Below are 24,719 nucleotides of genomic sequence, written 5' to 3'. Positions count from 1 at the left end.
GCCACAACATAGTGTGAATGATGGCTAAAAGACAGCCGTGCCGCCTTAAGCAGCGCCCTCTTCCGACTCGAACATCTGCATAGGCTGGCCAGGCATGATGGTCGAGATCGCGTGCTTATAGACGAGCTGGGAATGACCATCGCGGCGAAGAAGAACGCAGAAATTGTCGAAGGATGTAACAACGCCCGTAAGCTTGACACCGTTGATAAGGAAAATAGTCAGCGAAATCTTCTGCTTGCGAACTGTGTTCAGGAAAAGATCTTGCAGGTTTTGAGAACGTTCCGCCATGGCGCCGATTCTTTCTTTTTTGCCCGGATGGGAGACCGGGAAATAAACAATCAATAATAGGATCGGTTGAACGTAGTCCCCCTGTCAGCCGATCAGCAACTCTGGTATCAAATCACGATCTGTTCCGCAATGTCGAAAAACTTACCCGGATTTACTAAGGCGAGCTTTTTCTGTTTCATACCCAATGTTTTAGAAATATTGAATAGATACACGGAATAGCTGTTCCACATCCCGCACTGCATCCGCCGACGCAAACAGGATGACGCGGTCTTTCGCCTTGATTTTCGTGCTTCCGTCAGGACGGATGACTGTCTTGTCGCGGTAGATCGCACCGATGCGTACACTATCCGGGAGGTCGATATCACGCAGAGCCTGTCCTACCAGCGGCGACGTATCCAGCGCCTCGGCTTCGATGATTTCACCATTGCCTCTCTGCACGGCGTAGACCGACCGAATGCGACCTTTTCTGACGTGCTGTAACACCCGCGAAATTGTGACGGCGCGTGGGTTGATATAGGCGTCGAGACCAAGCGACTTGGCAACATCATGAAAAGACGGACCGTTCAGCAATGCAAGGTTCGACTTGCAGCCCAGCTGTTTTGCCATGACGGCGCCGAGAATATTCGTCTGGTCGTTGTTGGTCAGGGTAACGATCAGATCTGCGTCCTGGATATCCGCCTGGTGCAGGATTTTCTGGTCCAGCACCGAGCCACAAAGCACGATCGTGGAATTGAGTTTTTCGGAGGCGGCGATGGCCCGCTCTCTGTCGAACTCGATGATTTTCACCCTTGTCTTGGGCTGAAACTCCTCGATGGAGCGCGCCACATACTGCCCGATATTACCACCGCCTGCTATAACGATCCGGCTCGCCTCCTGCTCCTCATGGCCGAACAGACCAAGCGTTCTGCGAGCGTGATGCTTCTGGCAGATAACGTACGCCAAGTCGCCAGCGCGCAGTTGCTCGGAGGAATCGACGGCTTTGAGATGACCGCCACGATAAACGCCAACGACGGTCGCGACCAGATCGGGAAAGAGCTGGCTCAGCTGTTGCAACGGAGTGTTGATGACCGGGCAATTTTCCATGCACTCGATAGCCAGCATGAAGACATTGTCATCGGCAAAACGAACCACATCCGTCGCGCCCGGAAACGCGATACGGCGCAGCACCATTTTGCCAACTTCGATTTCCGGGGAAATCGTGACGTCGATGGACATGTTCTCGCGGCTGAAGAGATCGCCATATTCAGGCTGAAGATAGGCCTGGTCGCGGATGCGGGCAACCTTGGTGGGAACGCTGAACAGCGCATGAGCCACCTCGCAGGCAACGATGTTGATCTCATCGTAAAGCGTCACGGCGATGATCATGTCGGCCTCATCGGCACCCGCCTTGGCCAGCATGTCCGGATGCGCGCCATGCCCGACATATCCGCGAACGTCCAACGTCTCGGTGATCGCTGCAATCAGAGCAGCTGACGTATCGATGACGGAGACTTCGTTGTCTTCGCGCGACAATTGCTCCGCAATGCCGTAACCAACCTGGCCTGCGCCGCAAATGATGACTTTCATACACTCTCTCTACGGGCCAGACGGCAATTTTGGATCGTTATACGCCGAGCGACTTCAATTTGCGATGCAGGGCCGAGCGCTCCATACCGACAAATTCCGCCGTGCGGGAAATATTGCCGCCGAAACGGTTGATCTGCGCCACGAGATAATCACGTTCGAACATTTCACGCGCTTCGCGCAACGGCAGCGTCATGATGTGTTGGTCACCCTGCGCCGCGATCCTTGGCAGCATGTCACCAATATCAGCAGGCAGCATATCGGCGGAAATCGGTGTTTCACCGCTTTCCGGGCGAGCGAGAATCATCAGGCGTTCGATGTTGTTGCGAAGCTGGCGGATATTGCCCGGCCAGTCATGCGTCTGAAGCACCGCCATGGCGTCGTCACCGATCTTGCGGGGGCGAATACCAGCCTGTTCTGAAATCTGGCGCATGAACATATCAACGAGAAACGGAATATCCTCACGACGTTCAGACAGCGCCGGCACCTTGACCGGCACGACAGCCAGACGGTGGTAAAGGTCTTCGCGGAAAAGTCCGTCGGCGATCAGCCCTTCGAGATTATGCGCGGTAGAGGATATAATGCGAACATCCACCTTCACGCGCTTGCCACCGCCGACGCGCTCGAACTGCTGATCCACGAGAACGCGCAAAATCTTGTTTTGCGTTTCACGCGGCATTTCCCCGACTTCATCGAGATAGAGCACGCCGCGATGCGCCTCTTCCAGCGCGCCGACCTTGCGCGGCTGGCCGGGTAAGCCTTCGGTACCGAACAGCGCGATTTCCATACGGTCCGGGGTAATCGTCGCAGCATTGAGCGCGACGAAGGGGCCTGTCGCGCGCGACGACTTCTTATGGATCATACGCGCCACCAGTTCCTTGCCTGAACCGGATGGACCGAGAATCATGATGCGGCTATTGGTGGGGGAAACACGATCAATCGTCTGGCGAAGCTGCGAGACCGCAAGCGACGCGCCAATGAGCTCAACCGCATCCCCTGCCCGCTTTTTTAGCTCGAATACCTCACGCTTCAGCTTGGAGTTTTCCAGCGCACGTTCGGCGATGAGAATGAGACGATCGGCCTTGAACGGTTTTTCGATGAAGTCGAATGCGCCGCGCTTGATGGCGTTGACGGCGGTTTCGATATTGCCGTGACCGGAAATCATCACCACCGGAAGATCAGGATGGCGGTTCTTGATTTCATCCAGCAATGCCAAGCCGTCAAGCTTGCTGCCCTGCATCCAGATATCGAGGAATATCAGCCGCGGTACACGCTCGGAGATGGCGGCCAGCGCACTGTCACTGTCGAATGCCATGCGGGTTTCGTGGCCTTCGTCAGACAGAATACCTGCCACGATTTCGCGAATATCCGCCTCGTCGTCTACGACCAGAATATCAGACGCCATATGCAACTTCCTTATCAACTTCGCTGGTCACCACTTCGACATGCGGCAACAGCACTCTGATCATGGCGCCATGGCCCTGATCGAAATCGGCGGGCGCATCATGCAACTCAAGATGACCACCGTGCTCTTCAATAATCTTCTTGACGATGGCCAGACCAAGGCCGGTGCCCTTTTCGCGCATCGTCATGTAAGGCTCCAAAATCCGGTGGCGGTTTTCCACCGGAAGGCCGCGCCCGTTGTCGATCACATCTGCGATGAAGCGGTTATGTTCCGCATCAAAGGATGCCCTGACCAAGATATTTCCGGTGCGTGGGCTATCGCCCGTCTCGACGGACTCGATGGCCTCGGTTGCATTCTTGATGAGGTTTCCGAAAGCCTGTCCCAGCATGCGCGCATCGAACATGCCCTCAAGTGGTTCGTCTCCGAACTCGGTCGTGAACTTGATGTGTGCGGCACCCATTTCGCGCAGGAACGCCGCGTCCTTCAAAATAATGCGCAAATCCGACATCTCTTTGGTCGGCTTCGGCATGCGGGCAAATGCGGAAAACTCATCCACCATGCGGCCGATGTCGCCGACCTGCCGCACAATGGTGTCGGTGCACTGGTCGAAGACGGCGCGGTCAGCCTCATCGGTGATCTGCTTGCCGAACCGGCGCTTGATACGCTCCGCTGAAAGCTGGATCGGCGTCAGCGGATTTTTGATTTCATGCGCAATGCGTCGCGCCACTTCCGACCAAGCCGTCGAGCGCTGAGCGATGACGAGATCCGTGATGTCATCAAGGGTTATAACGTAGGACTCGTGGCCATCGCGCGCATCTTCACGGGTGACCTGAACGTTCAACGTCCGTTCCTTGCCGCGTCTTATGATGTTGATCTGGTTGCGGAAATCCATTCTCGCAGATGCGGTCGCTTCGGCAACGACCTGCTCGATTTCGGGTGCAACTTCGATCAGGGGCGATCCGAGTAATCTGTCGGAAGACACGGCCAGAAACTCTTCGGCTGAAGGATTGGCGATGGTGATATTTCGATGCTCATCGACGCCGATGACGGCAGCTGTGACACCCGATAGCACGGCCTCGATAAAGCGGCGCCGGTTATCGATGTCGTCCTTGGCTTCGATGATCTCATCCTGCTGGCTGCGGATTTCGGAAATCATCTTGTTGAAGGTCCGCGCAAGACGGCCGACATCACCATCCACGGCACGGACAGGAACGAGCACATGCATATTGCCCATCGCCACACTGTCCGCCGCGCTGATGAGAAGCCGGATCGGCCGCACGATACGGTCGGCAATAGCGATAGCAGTCCAGATGGCGGCGAGCAGAACGATCAGTGCAAAACCGAGGTACAAAATAGCGAAGGCAATTTGCAACGGCGCGCGGCCAGCCTCCATGGCCTTATATTCCGCGCGGTTCTCTTCCATCTGCCGCATTGCCGACATGACCTTGGGGTCGACAGCGCGCACGGTGTAAAGAAAAGTCCCGCCAATGCCCTCAAGCTTGATGATGGCACCCACCAGATTGGTCACACCCGGCGGAATAAGAGTCGGCTGACCGGCCGCCGCTTTTTCCAGCGCGTCGTGCGGAATGGCGGGGAGCGGCCTTTCGGTCTGGATGTCAGCCTGCACGACCGCATCGCCATCTTCCTGCACCAGAAACGCGCCCAGAAAGCCGCGCCCTTTTGCCTGGCGCGTCATCAACTCCACAAAACCGGTGCGATCCAGATAAAAAAGCGCCCTGTTGCGGTCGAGGTCTGTCGCCATGGAAAGCGTTTGGCCCTGCAGATATCCAGCGTTTTCTAGCATATAGGCCTGAGCGATATTGCTGGACGAATCCACAATGGATTGTGTGCGAAGTGCAAACCATCGGTCCAACCCGACATTCAGCGTGATACTGGCGAAGATAGCGACGAGAACCGCTGGCGTGATCGCCACGATGGAAAACAGGGCAACGATACGAACGTGGAGGCGAGCGGCGGCCCGGCCTCGGCGCCGCGCCTTCATCAGCCGGCCGATCTCGCGGCCGATCAAATACATCAACCCCAGAACCAGTAGAGAGTTGATGACGACAGAGGCAATGACGACATTTGTCGTCGGCGCAATCGGGGTAAGCCCCAGCAACACGAAGAGCGTCAGCGTGGCGCAGATGAGCGCGACACCCGCCAGCACAAGTCCAGGGAAAGCAAAGGACATACGCCTATCGGCAATCACGACATCGCCCGATGTACGGTCAGATACCCTATCGGCGACAGGTTTGCGCATAGTTCATTTTCCCATGCCACATCTCGTGGCACCACAACCTTGAAAAACGGAACTGGGCGAACGAGACGACTCCAGTTTTCTCGTGTTTTTTAAGCAACACATTGTGGCGAAAATGCAACGGCACGCAGAGGCTGTCAACCTCGTTTCCACTCTATCCAGTCACAACATATGGATGAGGAGTGCTAACGCTCCAGTTGCTGCCAACGCCTTTGGCACCGTCAATCCAGCCGGATATCAAGATGCGTCATAAACGAAGGCGCTTACGAAATTGATCAGCATCTGCGAATCATCGCAACCGTGCTATCGAATATCTGAAATGACCGTCATCTAGCGACATTTTCTATGTCGGGCCCGCCCAAAATTGCGGCACGAGCTTAGAGCAGTCTTTTAACAACGACGGAAATGGGGATGGGGTAATGCAGTCACCTGTGACGGTAGAAGAAGGCATTAAAGCAGCGGGTGTCGGCGCATTTCAGAAGCGTCTGTTCGTTATTTTCGGCCTCGTCTGGGCGGCAGATGCGATGCAGGTTCTGGCGATCGGCTTTAGCGCGCCCTCCATTGCTGTCAGCTTCGGCGTTACTGTGCCTCAAGCCTTACAGACCGGCACGCTGTTTTTCCTGGGAATGTTGATCGGTGCCTTTGTTTTCGGGCGACTGGCAGACCGAATCGGACGAAGACCCGTCTTGTTCATCGCCATCAGTCTCGACGCGATTTTCGGCGTCGCGTCTGCTTTTGCACCCGATCTGCAATGGCTGCTCGTCGCCCGCTTTCTGACCGGTCTCGGCGTTGGCGGGACGCTCCCCGTCGATTACGCCATGATGGCAGAGTTTCTGCCGTCGGACCGGCGCGGGCGCTGGCTGGTTCTGCTCGAGGGGTGCTGGGCAATAGGCACTGTTGCACTTGCCTTGTTGGCACTTGTTGCCGGAACCAATGGGGGCGAGGCATGGAGAACGATTTTCTTCGTGACAGGCATTCCGGCGTTGATGGGCATTTTGCTGCGGTTCTATGTTCCTGAATCTCCTTTTTACCTTAACCAGCAGGGTCGCTCCGAAGAGGCGCGGCAGGTTTTGCAAAGGGTCGCAAAGGAAAACGGTCGAACTATCGACATTTCGCCGCTTGCACCTCAGACACCACAACGCAAATCGGTTGGCGCGCTATTTTCCACGACGCTGCGCCGACGCACGATTTTCCTGATGCTGGCCTGGGTACTGATTTCGGTCTCCTACTACGGGGTGTTCGTCTATCTCCCGATAAAGCTCGCTGCCGATGGCTTTGGTTTCGTGCGAGGTCAGGTCTTTCTGGTTATTCTCGCGATTGCCCAACTGCCGGGTTATGCGCTGGCCGCCTATGGCGTCGAAAAATGGGGTAGAAAGCCGACTTTGATCGGGTTTCTGTTGCTGAGCGCGGTCGGCACGCTGGCATACGGGTTTGGACAGACGGTCGAAATCGCGGTGGCAGCGACCTTGCTCCTGAGCTTCTCACTGCTTGGCACATGGGGTGCCATCTACGCATTCACGCCCGAACTCTACCCTACGACACTTCGTGCAAGCGGCATGGGCATGGCGGGAGCCGTTGCGCGATTCGGCGGGCTGTTGGCACCATCCATCGTCGCTCCGCTGATGGCATCGAATTTTGGATTGGCGTTGGGGGTCATATCCGGCCTCCTCGTTATTGCCGCCATAAGCGTCTGGTTGATCGACGCAGAATCGAAAAATCAGGCTCTTGAGTAGGGTTTTAGCCTGAAATCGGCGACGATCCGCGGTCGCTGCTCACGTTTCGATATAATCGGTTACTTTAAATGACTTTCCATCTGGAGCGACTGCGTTCAATTAGTGTTCAACACATGTCGGGTTCACGTCCCGATTCCCCTTATGAAGAACTGAGCACATGAAAAACCCTATTGCGCTGGAGAACATCTCCAAAAACACAGTGTTTCGAAAAGGCGATGTCTTCGTTCTGTTCGGCGAATTGTTTGGACGCGGTTACGCCACTGGCCTTCTCGATCAAGCCCGGAAAGCAGGAATGCAGATCGTCGGTATCACCGTCGGTCGGCGTGATGAGAATAATGCCCTGCGTCCGCTGACAAGCGAAGAGCTTGCTGAGGCGGAAACACGACTGGGTGGAACGATCATCAACGTTCCTCTGATGGCAGGATTTGATCTGGATGCGCCCGAGGGTGGCCCGACACCAACCGATCTTCTCGCCGGGCTAACACTCGAAAGCTGGGAGCGTGAAAAGCTCGACTGGGATTATATCGAAAAATGCCAGGCGATAGCGACGAAACGGTTTACCGATTCCGCGGCTCAGGTCATGTCCATTCTGGACGGTATGATCCCTGCCGGTCGCAATGTATTTTTCGCCCATACGATGGCTGGCGGCATTCCAAAGGCTAAGGTGTTCCTGGTCATCGCCAACAGAATCTACAAGGGAACGGGTGCCCGTCATATGTCGTCGCAGTCGCTGATCGACAGCGATATGGGCAAGCTCATCCTGAAGAATTTCGATGAGGTTTCGGCCAATACCTTCCGTCATCTCATCGATGCAAGTGCTGCAATCCGCGAGCGGGTCGAGGCCTCGGGCGGTCAGGTGCGGTATACGGCCTACGGCTACCACGGCACGGGCATTCTGATCGACGGTGAATATCGCTGGCAGACCTACACCAACTACACCCAGGGTTATGCCAAGATGCGGCTTGAAGGTATCGCTGAAGAAGCCTGGGCTCACGGCATCAAGGCATCCGTGTATAATTGCCCGGAAATCCGGACCAATTCCTCCGACGTCTTCACGGGTATCGAGCTGCCGCTGATTCCGCTTCTGCTGGCGTTGAAGAAAGAAAATGGCGGCCAGTGGGCCGACCAACAGTGGCAGGCATGCGAGAAGCTTCTGGCCGACGGATTTACGTTGAATGACGTAATCGCCAAGATCAGCAGCCTGCAAGCCAGCGATGTCATGGTGCCATTCTATGACTTCTCGGCATGGCCGAAGCCCAACAGCCAGACACAGGCTGACCTGACGATCGGGACATCCAATGAAATCACGGCAATGCACCGTGATGGCAAGGCGTTGATCAGCGATCTCCTGAGTTCATTCGTGGTCGAGGCAACTGGCGCGCTGATCTTCGGTGCGTCTTCCCAGCCGCGCGGCCCGGTTCAGTGGCTCAACCACGATATCGTCGCGCGCTGCCTGAACGCTTTGCATGAAGATCAGACGCGCGCTGCCGACAATTCGGTCGCAAGACAGACCGCCGTGGCTTAAAGTCGCCGCCTTTCTCAAAGCTTTACTCATAAAAAAGCCACCCGCATTTACGGGTGGCTTTTTGCATGTCTTGAACTCTGCTGTGTCCTATGCGGTTCGTGAACTGCGATAGACGGATACGCCAAGCTCGCGGATTTTCTTGCGCAGGGTATTTCGGTTCAGCCCCAGAAGATCTGCCGCTTTGATCTGGTTGCCCCTTGTTGCTGTCAGCGCGGCCAGAATCAGCGGATACTCCATCTCGCGCAAAACACGATCATAAAGACCGGGCGGCGGCAGGTTTTCACCGAAGCCAGAGAAATAATCCCGCATGTTTTCTTCAACGGCCTGCGAGATCGTCAGCGAGCCGTTGCGCACGGCTGTGCGGTCGATTGGGCTATCGGGAACATCCGACTGAAGTTCCTGGTCGATGATCTCGCGCGTGATGACTTCCTGTGGATACAGCGCCATCAAACGGCGGATCAGGTTTTCCAGCTCACGCACGTTGCCCGGCCATGCATAGGCTTTCATCAATTCCAGCGCCTCGGTCTCAAAACGCTTGCCCTCGAGGCCCTCTTTTTCGCCTGTCTGGATGAAATGGCGAACAAGGTCTGGAATGTCTTCCGCCCGGTCACGCAAGGGTGGCAGGCGCAATGGAACGACGTTCAAACGGTAATACAAGTCTTCACGGAACAGACCCTGATTGATCGAGGTCTTCAAATCCTTGTTGGTCGCAGCGACAATGCGCACATCGGTGCGGATTGGGGTACGTCCACCAACTGTGGTATATTCCCCTTGCTGCAAAACCCGCAGGAGCCTGGTCTGGGCATCCATCGGCATATCGCCGATTTCGTCCAGAAACAGTGTGCCGCCCTCGGCCTGTTCGAACCGACCCGTCGATCGGTTCTGGGCACCGGTGAAGGCACCCTTCTCGTGGCCGAACAGTTCCGATTCGATCAGGTCACGCGGAATGGCGGCCATGTTGATCGCAACGAAAGGACCGTTGCGGCGCTTGCCGTAATCGTGCAGCGCCCGCGCCACCAGTTCCTTACCCGTGCCGGATTCGCCTGTGATCATCAGTGTCAGATCGGTCTGCATCAGACGTGCTAGTACACGGTAGATTTCCTGCATGGCGGCAGAGCGACCGACCAGTGGCATGCCATCCTGCATGTCGTCATCAAGCTTGGCCGGCTTGCGCTTTGGCTCGGATAGCGCACGACCGATGATGGCGATCAACTCCGTCAGGTCGAAAGGTTTGGGCAGATAGTCATAGGCACCTTTTTCGGATGCCTTGATCGCCGTCATGAAAGTGTTCTGCGCGCTCATCACCAAAACGGGGAGGTCTGGCCGCGCCTTCTTGATACGCGGCAAAAGGTCGAACGCGTTTTCATCCGGCATCACCACGTCGGTCACGACGAGATCGCCCTCACCCGCAGACACCCAGCGCCAAAGCGTTGCTGCATTGGATGTAATGCGCACATCGTAACCGGCCCGGCTGAGGGCTTGGTTGAGCACGGTGCGGATGGCCGCGTCATCATCGGCCACGAGAATCGTTGCTGTCATCGTTTAGATCCTGTCGGGTTCGGCAAAATGCTGTCTTCGGCCGCTACCTCGGGCGAAACGGGCATCAATACGCGGAATGTCGTGCGATGGTTTTGGCTGTCGCACTCCACGATGCCGCCATGCGCACCGATGAGTTTGGCGACGAGAGCAAGACCGAGGCCGGAACCGTTGGTCTTGGTGGTAATGAACGGGTCGAAAAGATGCGGCACGAGATCCGGCGGCACACCCGGACCATTGTCATGCACGCAAAACTCCAGCGGCAGTGAAATACGCTCACGCGTGCCCGCCACGGATAAACGAATGCCGGGGCGATAAGCCGTCGTGAGAATGACCTCGCCATCCTGCTGATTGCCCACGGCTTCTGCGGCATTCTTCACCAGATTCAGGAACACCTGCACCAGCTGATCGCGGTTGGCATAAACAGGAGGCAGGGACGGATCGTAGTTTTCGCTGATCTTGATATTGCGGGCAAAACCGGCTTTCGCCACCGCCTTCACGTGATCCAGCACGGAGTGGATGTTGATCGGCATGCGGTCCACGGGGCGCTCGTCGGAGAATATCTCCATGCGGTCGACCAACGATACAATGCGGTCCGTCTCATCGCAGATCAAACGCGTCAGCGCCCGGTCCTCATCTGGAACGGATGTTTCCAGCAACTGAGCGGCGCCGCGTATGCCAGAAAGCGGGTTCTTGATTTCATGCGCCAGCATCGACGCAAGACCGGTAACGGAACGGGCTGCGGCACGATGGGTCAGCTGGCGGTCAATCTTGTCAGCCATGGAGCGCTCCTGAAAGACCACCACGACCGAACCCGGTTCGCTTACCACAGGCGCAACATAGAGATCGACCAGCTTATCCTGACCCAATCGCGGCGACGACAGATCGACCCGGTATTCATTGACGGGTGCCCGGCGCTCGCGCACCTGATCGATCAGGGCCAGCAAAGGGCTTCCGAAGGGAATGAATGTGGAGATGCGGTAGCGCGCCAGATGGGTAGCGCTCGCCCCGAAAAAGGCCTCGGCCTCCCAGTTCGCAAAAGCGATGAAGCCTTCGCTATCCACCAGGATAACAGGGTTCTGCACCGCATTGAGAACGGCCATGGCAAGCACATTGTTGCCGCCGGGAGGGGCGAATTTGTCACTCATGCGGCCCTCCTCGCGGCAGAGTTTTCCGCACCCTGTTGCAGGGCGGAGCGCAGCAGCGCTATCACCTGCCCGGTGTTTTTGGATGTCATGATGTCAACCTTGTCATCTGTCTTCATGTCAGGCGCAAATCGATCCAGATACCATCCAAGATGTTTGCGCGCGTGACGAAGCCCGGCTTCAATGCCGTAAAATTCCAGCATCAATTCGTAATGTTCGACTGCAATGTCGGCGATCTCTTCAGTCTTTGGCGGCGCATGACCGGCCAGAACGGCTGGTAACCACGGCTGCCCTTGCGCACCTCGCCCCACCATGACGGCATCAGCACCCGAGCGACGCAGGATGTCCGAAGCATCCGCTGATGTCTCGACATCGCCATTGGCAATCAGCGGCACGGAGATGACATCGCGCACGGCCTTGATCGCATCCCAGTTCGCGCGTCCCTCGTAAAACTGCATACGCGTGCGGCCATGAATGGTGATAAGCTGCACACCGGCAGCCTGCGCCCGCGCCGCAATTTCCGGCGCGTTGATGGACGCATCATCCCATCCCAGCCGCATCTTCAGCGTGACTGGAACATCCACTGCTTTGACGGTAGCTTCGATGAGGCTCAAGGCATGGTCGGGTTCGCGCATCAAGGCAGAGCCGGAGTAACCACCGGTCACCTTCTTGGCCGGACACCCCATATTGATATCGATGATGCCAGCGCCATTATCCGCCGAAATCTTTGCCGCCTCTGCCATCCAGTGCGCTTCGCGCCCGGCAAGCTGAACCATATGCGGAACCATGCCAGCATTCTTCAGCCGCGCCCAGGATTCGCCCCGGTTGGCGACCAGCTCCCTACTCGCCACCATTTCGGTGACGACAAGGCCCGCACCAAACCGCCAAGCGAGCTTGCGGAACGGCATATCTGTAACGCCAGACATAGGTGCGAGCACCGCCCGGTTACGAATGGTAACGGGACCAATGTCGAAAGGGTCTGACAGCGCCGGAAGAGCCAAATGGTGATCTTTCATGCATTTCTTATTATTGCATTATTTTTAGACAGCGTTTGCGCACTTGCCAAGCACTTTCACTGACATGTTCGCTTGTTTTTTATGATTTCTTGTTTGTAACGGATGGCAAGCCTCAAAGGCGGCATCGTAACGTCGACAGACCCTTTGCCGCTGGCCATTCGTTTTCTAAAACGATAGAGCAACGCTGTAAACCTTTGAAGAGATGCACAAACGGCATAGGTTCAATGCAGGAACTGAATATGAAAATCGGTATCGTCATTGTTGCGGCAGGGCGCGGAGAGCGCGCAGGCTCACCGGAAGAAGGCCCCAAACAATACCGTCCTATCGGTGGCAGGCCGGTGATCGAGCATACGCTTGAGAAATTCCTGGACTGGCGGAAGGACGCGCCCATCGTCGTTGTCATCCACGCTGATGATCACGCCCTATTCGAACCTATCCTTGGGCGTCTCAATGCAGAGGATCGGATTACCTCGGTTATCGGGGGCGCGACTCGTCAACAATCCGTTCTAGCAGGGTTGGAAGCACTACAAAGCCGAGACATTACGCATGTGATGATCCACGATGGCGTGAGGCCCTTCATCGACGTTGACCTGTTGCAGCGTATTGCCGATGCGTTGTCGGCAGGCGCGAAAGCCGTTCTTCCCGCTATTGCCGTTACCGATACGCTGAAGCGCGGCAAGGAAGGTTTCGTCAGTGAAACGGTGTCGAGAAGCGATCTTTACGCAGCACAGACGCCGCAGTCCTTCGATTACGCATCCATTCTGGCAGCCCATAGGGCAGCGGCATCCTCCGATCGCACGGATTTCACGGATGACGCCGCGATTTCAGAGTGGGCGGGCACCCCGGTCATGCTGGTGGACGGCCTTGTCGACAACGTAAAACTGACTTTGAAACGGGATATCACCATGGCCGATGAAAAGCTTTCTGCCAGTTTGCCAGATGTGCGAACCGGCAATGGTTACGACGTCCACCAACTGGTAGCAGGCGATGGCGTGACGCTTTGCGGCATCTTCATTCCGCATGATCAGACGCTGCTGGGCCACTCTGACGCGGATGTCGCGCTGCACGCTTTGACCGATGCGCTGCTGGCCACCTGCGGTGCCGGTGACATTGGCGATCATTTCCCGCCTTCCGATCCGCAATGGAAGGGTGCCGCATCGCGTATCTTTCTCGAACATGCAGCAAAGGTAGTTCGTGGCAATGGCGGCACGATCATGAACGCGGACATTTCGCTGATTGCCGAGGCGCCACGCGTTGGGCCGCACCGTCAGGCCATGCGCGAAAATCTCGCGGATATTCTAGACATCTCGCTCGACCGCTGCTCGGTGAAGGCAACCACCAACGAAACCATCGGTTTCGTCGGGCGCCGTGAGGGCATTGCGGCTATCGCCACCGCAACCGTCGTCTACCAGCGGAGACCCGCATGAGCATATTTCCACCGGATATAGAGGTACTGGCGCTGAAAATCGTGCGGGACTTCACCGACCGGGGACATATGCTTTCGACAGCGGAAAGCTGTACCGGTGGGCTGATCGCGGGTGCGCTGACGGAGATTTCAGGGTCGTCTGCCGTGGTGGACCGTGGCTTCGTGACATATACCAATGATGCCAAGATGGACATGTTGGGCGTCACAACGGCAACGCTGGAAACCTTCGGTGCCGTTTCCAAAGAGACAGCGCTGCAAATGGCACACGGCGCGCTTTTCAGGTCGCGGGCGAATCTGTCCGTGGCGGTTACGGGAATTGCAGGACCGGGCGGCGGCTCAGCTGGCAAACCTGTCGGTCTTGTGCATCTTGCGGCGAAACGGCGCGACGGGCACGTGCTTCACCATGAAATGCGGTATGGCGATATTGGACGCGATCAGGTTCGGCTGGCGACGGTCAAGACTGCATTGGAGATGCTGATCGAGTTGTCTCAATCCGTATAAATCTTGTCCGCACGCGCCTCGAAGGCCTCGGCAAACATGCGGAAGGCACGGTCAAACATGGAGCCCATAAGCGCGCCCAGAAGGCGGCTTTTGAACTCGTAATCGATGAAGAAATAAACCGAGCAGCCACCGTCTTCGGTGGGCTCAAAACGCCAGCGATTGTCGAGATATTTGAACGGCCCATCCAGATACTTCACATCAATGGCCGATTCCTCTGGTTTCAGCAGAACCTGAGTCGTGAAGGTTTCGCGAATGGCCTTGTAACCCACGGTCATATCCGCCACCAGCAGGGTCTTGGTCTCCCGTTCTTTTCTGGAACGAACGGTCAAGCCATCGCAAAGCGGCAGAAATTCGGGATACTTCTCCACATCGGCAACGAGATTATACATCCGTTCGGGAGAATGTTTGACGGGGCGGCGCGTTTCAAATTGTGGCATGAGGCGCAGTTAATGCGCGGCGCGAACAAGATCAAGAAGCTGACGCGCCTGCGCTCTGGATTTCACCTGAAATATTGGCACTTGCGGTCCGTAAAGTTCGAAATTACGCAGGAATACCGGCGCGTGCCGCTTCTCGAAGTTCCAGATGTAGCTGAGGAATTCCTTGTCCGGCCATTGCTCCGCACAACCCGGTGCCATGTCCGGCCTGGTCTGGCCATAGCTCTTCGCCACTCTTTTAAAGACACTCCAAACGCAGACAATCCGCGATATACGCACCCATATAACGAGGTCTGTTCTTGGAAGCCGCAAATCGAAGCTCGACGGGTTGCTGCCATCCATGATCCAACTATCATGCTGGACCGCGGCTGCAATCATCTGACGTTGCTCCCCGCGTTCTCTCGCCACCCAGTCGGGCAACCAGAAGAATTCTTTGTCCATAGAAATATGCGTGAGGCCGAACCTTTGGGCGATTCCTCGTGATAGCGTTGTTTTCCCACCGCCTGAAGAACCGACGACCATGATACGAGATGCTTTGGAGACCAGAGATGCGGCCTGCCCAATATCGTCGATGACATTCATCCTCTACACCCTTGCATAGCAGTTTGCAGAAATTGACTATTGCAACCAAGCGGGGCTCGGCGCTATTTAACTGCAATAGTGATTGCAGCCTTGGGATGCAACCGAACAGCCGAGTGATACGATGGACGACTTTGCCAACATCATCAACCTTCTGGAATCCGCAAAACAGCTTGCTTCGATGAACAGCATGCCCATGCTGGCCTATCTTATCGATGTCGCCAAGTGTGAGGCGCGGGAGAACAAGCCGGTTCTACGCAAGCGCAAGCGTGGCGAATCGACCGTAAAGCAGGAAGCCGAAGCCTGAGATAGTGGCTGGCGGCTTGCCTTCTGACATGAGATCATCAAGATAATGAGTGGCCGCGACGCGGCCATATTTCGTTTTTGGGGACAAGGAGGATGATCGCATGCAAACCGTGTCTGTCGATCTGCGGTCCTATCGTGATGAGACCCCCAACGAACGTCACGCCTTCGTGCAAATCGTTCTTCCCGTTGCCGGACAGCTCGAAATCGATGTCTGCGGGCTTCAGGAGAGATTATCGCCTTTAAAAGGCGTACTCGTTCACAAAAACACTTCCCATACCCAGAAAAGTGCCGGACTGAACCGCTCGCTGGTGGTGGATTTGGACGAGCGAATGTTGGGTGGGCAAATCCTCGACAAGTTCTCTTCGAAACCCTTTATCGATCTCAACCCACGAACGACTAGGCTCACGCACTATATGCGCAGCCTGACGCAGGCCGGTGAAAAAAACGCAAAAGCGTGCGAAGCATGGGTGCCAATCCTGATCGCGAGCCTTGCAGACGAAAATCCAGATGTCGTTTCCAGACTTTCCGTTATGAAAGCGCTCGTTGAGATTGAGCCCTTGATGCCATGGAGCCTGGAGCGCATGGCAAACCATGCCGATATCAGCGTCAGCCGCCTGCATGCCATTTTCCGCGAACAGTTCGATAAGACGCCACACAGCTGGCTCGCTGATATCCGCATGAAAAAGATATGTGCGCTTCTTGCCAACTCTCCTTTACCGATTGCGGAGATTGCCGATAAAGCCGGCTTTTCCGATCAGACCGCCCTCACCCGCGCCATGAAACGCGCCAAAGGCACGACACCCGCCGCTTACCGCCGCGAATGTTCAGGTCGGCCGCAGTAGTTTATGTCAAGACAGCCCATCGCCGCCGTGGCAGATAGCGCCGGGCAACGAATGGACATCACATGAACAAGACCGGACTGGGCGTATTTTACGGCATGCTGGCGGGCGCACTCTGGGGCGGGATTTTTCTGGCTCCGAAGCTGATTCCTGACGGCTTCACGCCCTTGCAGCTTTCAACCGCGCGGTACCTGACCTACGGCGTCTTCGCGCTGATCCTGATCGGCCCTAAAATTCGCCGTGTCGCGGCACGCTTCGGCAAGGCGGAATGGATCGCGCTCGGTTGGCTGAGCCTCATCGGCAATATTGTCTATTATGTCCTGATCTCGACAGCCGTGCAGCTCAGCGGCGTCGCCTTTACGTCTATCATCATCGGCTTCCTGCCCGTGGCCGTCACCATCATCGGCAGCCGCGACCATGGAGCGGTGTCGCTGAAACGACTTTGGCCGTCGCTGCTCTTCGGGGCAATCGGCATATTCGGCGTTTCCTGGCAGTCGCTATCGCAGGGCCAAGACGGGTTCGACCTGACGCGGCTCATCGGCCTCGCCTGCGCTCTCGGCGCGCTCGCTTCCTGGACAGCCTTTGCTGTCGGCAATGCCCGCTGGCTGACGCGCCTGCACGATGTCAGCGCCGACGAGTGGAACCTGATGACGGGCGTCGTGACCGGCGCTCTCGCCCTACTACTCGCCATCCCCGCCTTCGGCTTCACCGCGGATGTTCACAGTGGTTCGGACTGGCTGCAGTTCACATCCGTCGCCATCGGCCTCGGCATCTCCGCCTCCATCCTCGGCAACGCACTGTGGAACCGCATGAGCCGCCTGCTGCCGCTAACCATGGTGGGGCAAATGATCCTGTTCGAAACGCTATTTGCGTTGCTCTACGGATTTGTGTGGGAACAGCGTGGGCCGACGCTGATCGAGAGCGCGGCGATTGTGTCTGTTGTAGTCAGTGTGCTGTTGTGCATGCAGGCGCATCGGCCAGTGAAGGTGCATGGGTGATATTGTGATAGGCCAGTGAGTTGCCGACAATCATCTTCTTCTGGGAGCGCGCGGCATACTCCCCCTCATGCTGAGGTGCTTTGGCCGCAGGCCAAAGCCTCGAAGCATCCAGGCCAAGAATTCGACCTTTCTGCCCGCAACCCACGTCCTTCGAGGCCCCTTTGGGGCACCTCAGGATGAGGGTTGCTCCGTTGTGCTCAAGACCCCATAACTCTCAAAAGACTGCCAGCATAGCACCTTCGAGCGACTAGTGCTCACTCAGCCGCAGCCAGCAGCTTCTTCTCCCGGTTGGCACGCAACCGCTCGAAGTCATCGCCCGCATGATGCGACGAGCGCGTCAGCGGGCTGGACGAGACCATCAGGAAGCCCTTTGTGTAGGCAATCGTCTCGTAGGACTTGAACTCTTCCGGCGTCACATAGGCTTCGACCTTGTGGTGCTTGCGGGTCGGCTGGAGGTACTGGCCGATGGTCAGGAAGTCGACGTCTGCAGTGCGCAGGTCGTCCATAAGCTGAAGCACTTCGTTGCGCTCTTCACCCAAGCCAACCATGATGCCTGACTTGGTGAACATGGTTGGGTCCAGTTCCTTCACGCGCTGCAACAGGCGCACGGAGTGGAAGTAACGGGCACCGGGACGAACGGTCAGGTAGTTGCCAGGCACGGTTTCCATATTGTGGTTGAAGACGTCGGGCTTGGCGGCCACGACGCGTTCCAGCGCACCGGGCTTCTTCAAAAAGTCTGGCGTCAGGATTTCGATGGTCGTGTTGGGCGACGATGCGCGGATGGCCCAGATCACCTTTTCGAAATGTTCAGCACCACCATCGGCCAGATCGTCACGGTCCACAGAGGTGATGACGACGTGGGACAGGCCCATCTGCTTGACGGCCTTGGCGACATTTTCGGGCTCGAACATATCGAGCGCGTTCGGCTTGCCGGTCGAGACGTTGCAGAATGCGCAGGCGCGGGTGCAGATTTCACCCATGATCATGAAGGTCGCGTGCTTCTTTTCCCAGCATTCGCCAATATTTGGACAGCCAGCCTCTTCACATACCGTCACCAGCTTGTGGCTGCGCACCAGTTCGCGCGTCTCGTGATAGCCTTTGGAGGTTGGCGCTTTGACGCGAATCCATTCCGGCTTGCGCATGACTTCGGTGTCGGGACGATGCGCCTTTTCCGGGTGGCGGATGCGCTTTTCGTCCAATGCTGTCCTGTCGAGAATAGTGACCATTAGAAACCTGCTTCTACCGCTTTGAACGGTTTAACGCCTGACCAGCTTGGCGAGGAATAACAGAAGGCTTGCGCCCAAGAAAGATGTGACGAAATATCCGAGCCTGCTGTCCTGCACGAACACGTCGAATGTGCGCAGCACGGCGACCGCCACGACCGAGCCAACAATGCCTAGCACGATGTTCATGAAGATGCCGAAGCGCATATCCATGAGCTTGCCCGCAAGCCAGCCAGCCAAACCGCCGATGATGATTGCCGCTATCCAGCCTACACTTTCCATCCGTCATCCCTTCCGTCAGGCGATCAGTCTTGCGATGAGCGTCACGATGATGGCACCCACCGTCGCATGAATGATCTGCACCACCAGTGCGTTTTCAATGCCCAGCGATATGCCGAGTGCGTTGAACAGATAACCGCCGACGAATGCGCCGATCACACCGCTCAACAGGCACCCGATCAAGCCACCACCGCCAACGACGAGGCTTGCAAGAAAACCGGCAACGAGGCCGATCAGCAGAAAAACAACCCAGGCTTCCGTGACAATCGACATTATTGATCTCCTTAAACATCACTCCCTTAGAGATAGGGAGTGACCAAGGCATTTATCAAGCGTTGAGCGCACGCCCATAGGCGTCCAGCACACTTTCCTTCATCGATTCCGACAGTGTCGGATGCGGGAAGATCGTGTGCATCAGCTCTTCTTCGGTCGTTTCCAGGTTCATGGCAACGACGAAGCCCTGAATGAGTTCGGTCACTTCCGCACCCACCATATGCGCGCCGATCAGCTCGCCGGTCTTCTTGTCGAAAATAGTCTTCACCATGCCCTGATCTTCACCCAGCGCCACGGCCTTGCCGTTGGCGGCGAAGGAGAACCGGCCGACGCGGATGTCGCGGCCCTGTTCCTTGGCCTTGGCTTCCGTCAGGCCGACAGAGGCAACCTGCGGATTGCAATAGGTGCAGCCCGGAATCTTGCTTTTGTCCGTCGCATGAACATTCGGCAGACCGGCGATCTTCTCGACGCAGACGACAGCTTCATGCTCGGCCTTATGGGCGAGCAGCGGACCACCGGCAACGTCGCCGATGGCATAGATGCCCGGCACGTTGGTCTTGCCGTAACCATCGATGACGATGAAGCCGCGGTCGGTCTTTACGCCGGCGGCCTCAAGGCCGATATTCTCGATATTGGCCTGAACGCCAACGGCGGAGATCATGCGATCCGCAGTGATCTTCTCGGAAGAACCATCCTTCTTCTCGATCGTGGCGGTGACCGAGTTGGCACCCTTTTCGACCTTGGCAACCTTGGCTTCCAGATGGATCTTGATGCCCTGCTTTTCGAACTGCTTCCTGGCGAAGGCGGAAATTTCCGCGTCTTCGACCGGCATGACCTGGCTCATGATTTCGACCACGGTCACGTCAACGCCCATCGTGCGATAGAAGCTTGCGAATTCGATGCCGATGGCACCCGAACCCATAACGAGCAGCGACTTCGGCAGTTCTTCCGGCTTCATGGCCTCGAAATAGGTCCAGATCAGCTTGCCATCTGGCTCGATGCCTGGCAGCGCGCGCGGACGTGCACCGGTGGCGACGATGATGTGCTTGGCCGTATAGGTGCCCTCGCCCAGCGTGTTCTTCGGTACGGGACCTTGCGGCTGCACGACGGGCTTGGTGGACTTGCCGACGACGATTTCGCCCGGCTTGGTGATCTTGGCTTCTCCCCAGATGATATCGACCTTATTCTTCTTGAACAGGAAGCCGACGCCATTGTTCATGCGCGCCGCAATGCCACGCGAACGCGCAACGATGGCCTTCACATCCGGCTTGATCGAGCCTTCCAGCGTCAGACCGTAATCCTTCGCGTGGGTGGCCGTGTGCATCACGTCGGCTGTTCGCAGAAGCGCCTTGGTCGGGATACAGCCCCAGTTCGAGCAGATGCCAGCGAGATGTTCGCGCTCGACGCAAGCGACCTTCAGCCCGAGCTGCGCAGCGCGGATCGCGGCGATGTAGCCGCCCGGACCGGAGCCAATGACGATGACGTCGTAGGATTGAGCCATTCTATTTCCTGCCTTTATCTTTTTGACGGCGACTTCGCGCCGCTCCGTCAAACGATTATCTTCAAAGTCCCAGCATCATGCGCACCACAGGCTCCAGCCCGCGACCAATCGCACGTGTGTTTTCAGCATCCAGATGAACGCCATCAACCGGTGTCGTCACCGCAACGGAGGCGGCGTCGAAAAAGCCGCAACCCTTGTCATCAGCCAGATCGCGATAAAGCGAGCCCATCATCTGCGACTGCTCGATGGCGCCGACATACATGGCCGCGAACGTCTCATTGCCCGTTTCGCAGATATGCGGTGCAGACACGATCAGAATTTCCGGCTGCTCGTCATCGAACGACCAGACGTGGCTGCGCACCAGATTGATAAGCCGCTCCACACCCTTCACCGCACCCACAGCGTTGCCGCTACCGATACCGCGTTTCAGATCATTCGTGCCCAGCATGATGATGACGAGATCGAGTGGGGCGTGACTGTGCAGCAGCGTCGGCAAGATGCGTGCGCCATTGCGGTCGCAATCAGCCAGATGATCGTCGTAAGCCGTGGTTCTGCCGTTCAGCCCCTCGGCAATGACATTCACATCCGTTCCCAGCGCCTTTTGCAAAACGCTCGGCCAGCGGTCTTCAAAGGCATGACGCCCAAGATTTTCGGCGTCGAAACCCCATGTCAGACTGTCGCCATAGCAAAGAACGGTTTTCGTCATGTCCACCCCCTTGATGGAGCGAGCCGAAAACCGTTATCCGGCTTTCGGCTCCGCATTTTTTACACCAGCATGCCCATCGGGTTTTCGATGTAGCGCTTGAAGGCAGATGCGAGTTCTGCACCGAGCGCGCCATCGATGACGCGGTGGTCGAAGGCGAAGGTTGCGGTCATGACCGTGCCCACTTCGATCTTGCCGCCACGCACGACCGGCTTCTCGACGCCAGCGCCGATCGACACGATGGATGCCTGCGGCAGGTTGACGATCGAGGTGAAGGAGGAGACGCCGAACATGCCGAGGTTGGACACCGATGTGGTGCCGCCCTGGTATTCTTCCGGCTTCAGCTTCTTGTCACGGGCGCGCTTGGCGAGATCCTTGACCTCGTTGGAGATTGCAGACAGCGTCTTCGTCTCGGCATTGCGCACGATTGGCGTGATCAGACCATCCGGGATCGACACGGCAACGCCGACATCGGCGTGCTTGTGCAGAACACGGGCCGTCGACGTCCAGGAGGCATTGGCCATCGGAACATCACGCAGTGCAAGCGCCATAGCCTTGATGATGAAGTCGTTGACGGAAAGCTTGAAGGCTGGAACCTCGCCCTTTTCCGTCTTCTTCACCGGTGCGGATGCATTGATCTCGGCGCGCAGCTTCAGCATCGCATCGAGTTCGCATTCCATCGAGACCGTGTAGGAAGGCACCGTCTGCGTCGATTCCGTCAAACGCGACGCAATCGTCTTGCGCATGCCGTCATGCGGCAGAAGCTCGTAAGATCCTTCCGCAAACAGCTTGAGGACGTTTTCGTCCGAAGGACCCTTGGCAGGGGCCGGAGCAGAAGCACCAGCGGACTGAGCAGCAGCCGGAGCGGCCTTGGCACCGCCGGAAGCAGCTGCCTTCTCGACGTCAGTCTTGACGATACGACCATGCGGGCCTGAGCCGGACACGGCGGAAAGATCAAGACCTGCTTCCTTTGCCAGACGACGAGCGAGTGGCGACGCGAAGATGCGCTCACCATCCTTGGAGACAGGTGCAGGCGTAGAAGGTGCCGGACCCTGATCTGCAACCGGCTTTTCGGCCTTGGCGGGAGCAGCCTCCGTCTTTTCTTCCTTCGGTGCCTCAGCCTTTGCGGCTTCCTGCTTCGGAGCTTCGGCCTTGGCCTCAGCCTTTGCAGGTGCGGCATCGCCGCCCTTGGCAGCTTCCGCCACGTCTTCGCCTTCGGCAGCGAGGATCGCGATCACGGCATTGACCTTGACGGCCTCGGAACCAGCTGGAACGACCAGCTTGGCAACGATGCCCTCATCCACGGCTTCCACTTCCATGGTCGCCTTGTCGGTCTCGATCTCGGCAATCACATCGCCGGGACCAACCTTATCGCCTTCCTTGACGAGCCACTTGGTGAGATTTCCCTCTTCCATCGTTGGCGAAAGGGCAGGCATTGTGATGTTGATAGGCATGACTAGCCCTCCCCCCAAACGAGATTATATTGTTCCAACTCTTCAGGATGTTCCGCTAACCAACTGACCTGCGACGGCTCAATTTCGATATATCCAGCAACATCGCTAAGCCATTCGCTAACGGCACCGATAACGCCAATATTCTCACGCGGAACACCGACTACGACATCACCTTCACCGTCATTGACAATAGCCCAAAAGATCACGCGCTCGAACTGCGGCGCATCTTTAGACCCTAAAACCCGGTACCAGTTTTCTGTCGCTGGGAGGATTTGTTTGATTTTACTCACACTTTCCTCCTTCACTTGTAGCAGACGGTTTTAACGGCCTGAATGACTTCGTCGACGTTCGGCAAAGCCAGCTTTTCGAGGTTCGCAGCATAAGGCATCGGTACGTCCTTGCCAGCAATCGTCAGGATCGGCGCATCGAGATAATCGAATGCGGCGCGCTGAACGCTGTTGGAAATGAAGTCACCGACCGATGACTGCGGGAAGCCTTCTTCCACGGTCACCAGACGACCCGTCTTCTTGACCGATTCGATCACCGTCGGCAGGTCCATCGGACGGATGGTGCGCAGGTCGATCAGTTCGACATCGATGCCTTCCTTCTCGAGCTCGGCAATGGCCTTGATTGCGTAAGTCATGCCGATACCGAAGGACACGATGGTCGCGTCCTTGCCCTTGCGGTGGATGCGTGCCTTGCCTATTGGCAGCACGAAATCATCCATCTTCGGCACTTCGAAGCTCTGGCCGTACAGAATTTCGTTTTCAAGGAAGACGACCGGGTTCGGATCGCGGATCGCGGCCTTGAGCAGACCCTTGGCGTCAGCAGCCGTGTACGGCATGATGACCTTGAGGCCCGGAATATGGCTGTACCATGCGGCGTAACACTGCGAGTGCTGTGCGCCAACGCGGGCAGCGGCGCCCGATGGACCACGGAACACCATAGGTGCGCCCATCTGACCACCAGACATATAAAGTGTCTTGGCAGCAGAGTTGACGATCTGGTCGATTGCCTGCATGGCGAAGTTGAACGTCATGAACTCGACGATGGGACGCAGACCCGTCATCGCCGCACCGACGCCGATACCAGCAAAGCCGTGTTCGGTGATTGGCGTATCGATAACGCGCTTGGCACCGAATTCCTGCAACAGGCCCTGCGTAATCTTGTAGGCGCCCTGATATTCGGCAACTTCTTCGCCCATGACGAAGACGTTTTCGTCAGAGCGCATTTCTTCTGCCATCGCATCACGAAGCGCTTCGCGCACCGTCTGCGTCACGAACTCGGTGCCTTCTGGAATATCCGGGTCAGCAGCAACTTCGATCTTCGGTGCGGCTGGAACCTTTGCAGCTTCCTTGGCAGCGGAAGGCTCTTCGCTGGCTTCACGGGTCTTGCCGCCAGCAGCGTCCGATCCGGAATTGGCAGCGTCTGCCTTCGGCTCTTCTTTCTTAGGTGCGGAAGAAGCGGACAGATCGTCAGCGCTTTCGCCGTCCTGAAGCAGCACGGCAATGGCGGTGTTGACCTTGACGCCTTCGGTGCCGGCTTCGATCAGCAGCTTGCCGATCGTGCCTTCGTCCACGGCTTCGACTTCCATCGTCGCCTTATCGGTTTCGATTTCGGCAATCGCGTCGCCAGCAACAACCTTGTCGCCCTCTTTCTTCAGCCACTTGGAAAGCGTGCCTTCCTCCATGGTTGGGGAAAGGGCGGGCATGAGAATTTCTATAGGCATGTTATC

At 57.0% G+C, this 24,719-nt stretch carries 24 protein-coding genes; 7 read left to right on the top strand and 17 right to left on the bottom strand.

Going from position 1 to position 24,719, the window contains the following annotated elements; translation table 11 throughout:
• Positions 1 to 45: 45 nt before the first annotated feature.
• The 4 genes from hfq to DSM25558_RS00570 form a co-directional block, all read right to left on the bottom strand.
• Positions 46 to 288, bottom strand: coding sequence for an RNA chaperone Hfq (gene hfq / locus DSM25558_RS00585; RefSeq protein WP_003496145.1), 243 nt, complete (start codon positions 286 to 288; stop codon positions 46 to 48).
• 189 nt (positions 289 to 477) lie between these two features.
• Positions 478 to 1,854, bottom strand: a complete 1,377-nt coding sequence (gene trkA, locus DSM25558_RS00580) for a Trk system potassium transporter TrkA (protein WP_077100782.1) — start codon at positions 1,852 to 1,854, stop codon at positions 478 to 480.
• Positions 1,855 to 1,891: 37 nt separating this feature from the next.
• Positions 1,892 to 3,256 carry a nitrogen assimilation response regulator NtrX gene (locus tag DSM25558_RS00575; RefSeq protein WP_077100780.1) on the bottom strand — a complete coding sequence of 455 codons (1,365 nt, stop codon included), beginning with the start codon at positions 3,254 to 3,256 and terminating at the stop codon, positions 1,892 to 1,894.
• On the bottom strand, positions 3,246 to 5,516 hold the full coding sequence (locus tag DSM25558_RS00570) for a sensor histidine kinase NtrY-like (protein WP_077100778.1): 2,271 nt from the start codon (positions 5,514 to 5,516) through the stop codon (positions 3,246 to 3,248). Before DSM25558_RS00570 ends, DSM25558_RS00575 begins: the two co-directional genes overlap by 11 nt.
• A 416-nt stretch (positions 5,517 to 5,932) precedes the next feature.
• Here DSM25558_RS00570 and DSM25558_RS00565 point away from each other — a divergent pair, with 416 nt between their 5' ends.
• Together DSM25558_RS00565 and DSM25558_RS00560 are read left to right on the top strand one after the other, a co-directional pair.
• Complete coding sequence (locus DSM25558_RS00565; protein WP_077100776.1) at positions 5,933 to 7,246, top strand: MFS transporter; 1,314 nt, start codon at positions 5,933 to 5,935, stop codon at positions 7,244 to 7,246.
• Positions 7,247 to 7,403: 157 nt separating this feature from the next.
• On the top strand, positions 7,404 to 8,771 hold the full coding sequence (locus tag DSM25558_RS00560) for an enoyl ACP reductase FabMG family protein (RefSeq protein ID WP_077100774.1): 1,368 nt from the start codon (positions 7,404 to 7,406) through the stop codon (positions 8,769 to 8,771).
• A gap of 87 nt (positions 8,772 to 8,858) precedes the next feature.
• On the opposite strand, the gene ntrC is transcribed toward DSM25558_RS00560, so the two are convergent.
• Genes ntrC through dusB form a run of 3 tightly spaced genes read right to left on the bottom strand, consistent with a single transcriptional unit; the run spans position 8,859 to position 12,468 of the window.
• On the bottom strand, positions 8,859 to 10,310 hold the full coding sequence (gene ntrC / locus DSM25558_RS00555) for a nitrogen regulation protein NR(I) (RefSeq protein ID WP_067643079.1): 1,452 nt from the start codon (positions 10,308 to 10,310) through the stop codon (positions 8,859 to 8,861).
• Positions 10,307 to 11,455, bottom strand: coding sequence for a two-component system sensor histidine kinase NtrB (locus tag DSM25558_RS00550; protein ID WP_077100772.1), 1,149 nt, complete (start codon positions 11,453 to 11,455; stop codon positions 10,307 to 10,309). The genes ntrC and DSM25558_RS00550 overlap by 4 nt, the downstream gene beginning before the upstream one ends.
• On the bottom strand, positions 11,452 to 12,468 hold the full coding sequence (gene dusB, locus DSM25558_RS00545) for a tRNA dihydrouridine synthase DusB (RefSeq protein WP_077100770.1): 1,017 nt from the start codon (positions 12,466 to 12,468) through the stop codon (positions 11,452 to 11,454). The genes DSM25558_RS00550 and dusB overlap by 4 nt, the downstream gene beginning before the upstream one ends.
• A 239-nt stretch (positions 12,469 to 12,707) precedes the next feature.
• Between dusB and DSM25558_RS00540 the strand changes: the two genes are divergently transcribed.
• Both DSM25558_RS00540 and DSM25558_RS00535 read left to right on the top strand, forming a co-directional pair.
• On the top strand, positions 12,708 to 13,895 hold the full coding sequence (locus DSM25558_RS00540; RefSeq protein ID WP_077101423.1) for a bifunctional 2-C-methyl-D-erythritol 4-phosphate cytidylyltransferase/2-C-methyl-D-erythritol 2,4-cyclodiphosphate synthase: 1,188 nt from the start codon (positions 12,708 to 12,710) through the stop codon (positions 13,893 to 13,895).
• Positions 13,892 to 14,395 carry a CinA family protein gene (locus DSM25558_RS00535; protein ID WP_077100769.1) on the top strand — a complete coding sequence of 168 codons (504 nt, stop codon included), beginning with the start codon at positions 13,892 to 13,894 and terminating at the stop codon, positions 14,393 to 14,395. The genes DSM25558_RS00540 and DSM25558_RS00535 overlap by 4 nt, the downstream gene beginning before the upstream one ends.
• Here the strand turns inward: DSM25558_RS00535 and DSM25558_RS00530 are convergent.
• Positions 14,383 to 14,832: a type II toxin-antitoxin system RatA family toxin gene (locus DSM25558_RS00530; RefSeq protein WP_077100767.1), complete on the bottom strand. Its 450-nt coding sequence runs from the start codon at positions 14,830 to 14,832 to the stop codon at positions 14,383 to 14,385. The genes DSM25558_RS00535 and DSM25558_RS00530 overlap by 13 nt on opposite strands.
• Before the next feature lie 9 nt (positions 14,833 to 14,841).
• On the bottom strand, positions 14,842 to 15,411 hold the full coding sequence (locus DSM25558_RS00525) for a P-loop NTPase family protein (RefSeq protein ID WP_077100765.1): 570 nt from the start codon (positions 15,409 to 15,411) through the stop codon (positions 14,842 to 14,844).
• Between the two features lie 121 nt (positions 15,412 to 15,532).
• Between DSM25558_RS00525 and DSM25558_RS00520 the strand changes: the two genes are divergently transcribed.
• The 3 genes from DSM25558_RS00520 (at position 15,533) to DSM25558_RS00510 (ending at position 17,551) form a co-directional block, all read left to right on the top strand.
• On the top strand, positions 15,533 to 15,715 hold the full coding sequence (locus DSM25558_RS00520; protein WP_045230436.1) for a hypothetical protein: 183 nt from the start codon (positions 15,533 to 15,535) through the stop codon (positions 15,713 to 15,715).
• Between the two features lie 100 nt (positions 15,716 to 15,815).
• The gene (locus DSM25558_RS00515; RefSeq protein WP_077101421.1) at positions 15,816 to 16,556 is read left to right on the top strand and encodes a helix-turn-helix transcriptional regulator; all 741 of its coding nucleotides are present in this window, start codon (positions 15,816 to 15,818) and stop codon (positions 16,554 to 16,556) included.
• A gap of 62 nt (positions 16,557 to 16,618) precedes the next feature.
• Positions 16,619 to 17,551 carry a DMT family transporter gene (locus DSM25558_RS00510; RefSeq protein ID WP_077100762.1) on the top strand — a complete coding sequence of 311 codons (933 nt, stop codon included), beginning with the start codon at positions 16,619 to 16,621 and terminating at the stop codon, positions 17,549 to 17,551.
• 254 nt (positions 17,552 to 17,805) lie between these two features.
• Here the strand turns inward: DSM25558_RS00510 and lipA are convergent, their stop codons facing one another.
• From lipA to DSM25558_RS00470, 8 genes are all read right to left on the bottom strand, one after another.
• A complete protein-coding gene (gene lipA, locus DSM25558_RS00505; RefSeq protein ID WP_077100760.1) occupies positions 17,806 to 18,777 on the bottom strand; it encodes a lipoyl synthase in 972 nt (323 codons plus the stop codon).
• Between the two features lie 30 nt (positions 18,778 to 18,807).
• Complete coding sequence (locus tag DSM25558_RS00500) at positions 18,808 to 19,056, bottom strand: GlsB/YeaQ/YmgE family stress response membrane protein (RefSeq protein WP_042619429.1); 249 nt, start codon at positions 19,054 to 19,056, stop codon at positions 18,808 to 18,810.
• Positions 19,057 to 19,071: 15 nt separating this feature from the next.
• The gene (locus tag DSM25558_RS00495) at positions 19,072 to 19,326 is read right to left on the bottom strand and encodes a GlsB/YeaQ/YmgE family stress response membrane protein (RefSeq protein WP_077100758.1); all 255 of its coding nucleotides are present in this window, start codon (positions 19,324 to 19,326) and stop codon (positions 19,072 to 19,074) included.
• 55 nt (positions 19,327 to 19,381) lie between these two features.
• Positions 19,382 to 20,827 (bottom strand): dihydrolipoyl dehydrogenase, encoded by a 1,446-nt coding sequence (lpdA, locus tag DSM25558_RS00490; RefSeq protein ID WP_077100756.1) that lies wholly within the window; start codon positions 20,825 to 20,827, stop codon positions 19,382 to 19,384.
• Between the two features lie 61 nt (positions 20,828 to 20,888).
• Positions 20,889 to 21,533, bottom strand: a complete 645-nt coding sequence (locus DSM25558_RS00485) for an SGNH/GDSL hydrolase family protein (RefSeq protein ID WP_077100754.1) — start codon at positions 21,531 to 21,533, stop codon at positions 20,889 to 20,891.
• Between the two features lie 59 nt (positions 21,534 to 21,592).
• Positions 21,593 to 22,984, bottom strand: a complete 1,392-nt coding sequence (locus tag DSM25558_RS00480) for a pyruvate dehydrogenase complex dihydrolipoamide acetyltransferase (RefSeq protein ID WP_077100752.1) — start codon at positions 22,982 to 22,984, stop codon at positions 21,593 to 21,595.
• Between the two features lie 2 nt (positions 22,985 to 22,986).
• Positions 22,987 to 23,274, bottom strand: a complete 288-nt coding sequence (locus DSM25558_RS00475) for a hypothetical protein (RefSeq protein ID WP_077100750.1) — start codon at positions 23,272 to 23,274, stop codon at positions 22,987 to 22,989.
• An 11-nt stretch (positions 23,275 to 23,285) separates the two neighbouring features.
• Positions 23,286 to 24,713 carry a pyruvate dehydrogenase complex E1 component subunit beta gene (locus DSM25558_RS00470; RefSeq protein WP_077100748.1) on the bottom strand — a complete coding sequence of 476 codons (1,428 nt, stop codon included), beginning with the start codon at positions 24,711 to 24,713 and terminating at the stop codon, positions 23,286 to 23,288.
• Positions 24,714 to 24,719 lie beyond the last annotated feature (6 nt).

The sequence above is a fragment of the Agrobacterium sp. DSM 25558 genome (assembly GCF_900100825.1).
Taxonomy (GTDB): domain Bacteria; phylum Pseudomonadota; class Alphaproteobacteria; order Rhizobiales; family Rhizobiaceae; genus Agrobacterium.
Note: the sequence above shows the minus strand (reverse complement) of the source record. Positions and strands in the feature narration are given on the sequence as shown.